Consider the following 260-nt stretch of genomic DNA (forward strand, 5'->3'; position numbering starts at 1 on the left):
CGTCACGGCGGCGTCGCCCACCCGCGGCGCGAACGGCCAGAAGAGGCGCCGCCCGCATACGGCGAGCGCGGGTGGCAGCACCAGCAGCACGGCGGCGAGCGCGATCAGGAGTCCCACGGCCGACGCGATACCGAGCCCGCGTGTACCGGGGATCACCGCAAGGGTCAGGGTCGACAGAGCGAGGACCACGGTCACGTTCGAGGCGACGATCGCCGGTGCAGTGGCCCGCCATGCGCCCACGAGGGCACGGCGGTGGGCGG

Annotated in this window: 1 protein-coding gene; it reads right to left on the reverse strand. The window is 74.6% G+C overall.

The genetic code is table 11. The annotated features are described in order from the left end of the window. On the reverse strand, positions 1-260 hold a 260-nt coding region (locus DSP71_RS24220; RefSeq protein WP_258546526.1), incomplete at both ends, for an MMPL family transporter.

This window comes from Microbacterium sp. H6 (assembly GCF_003314775.1).
GTDB classification, from domain to species: domain Bacteria; phylum Actinomycetota; class Actinomycetes; order Actinomycetales; family Microbacteriaceae; genus Microbacterium; species Microbacterium oxydans.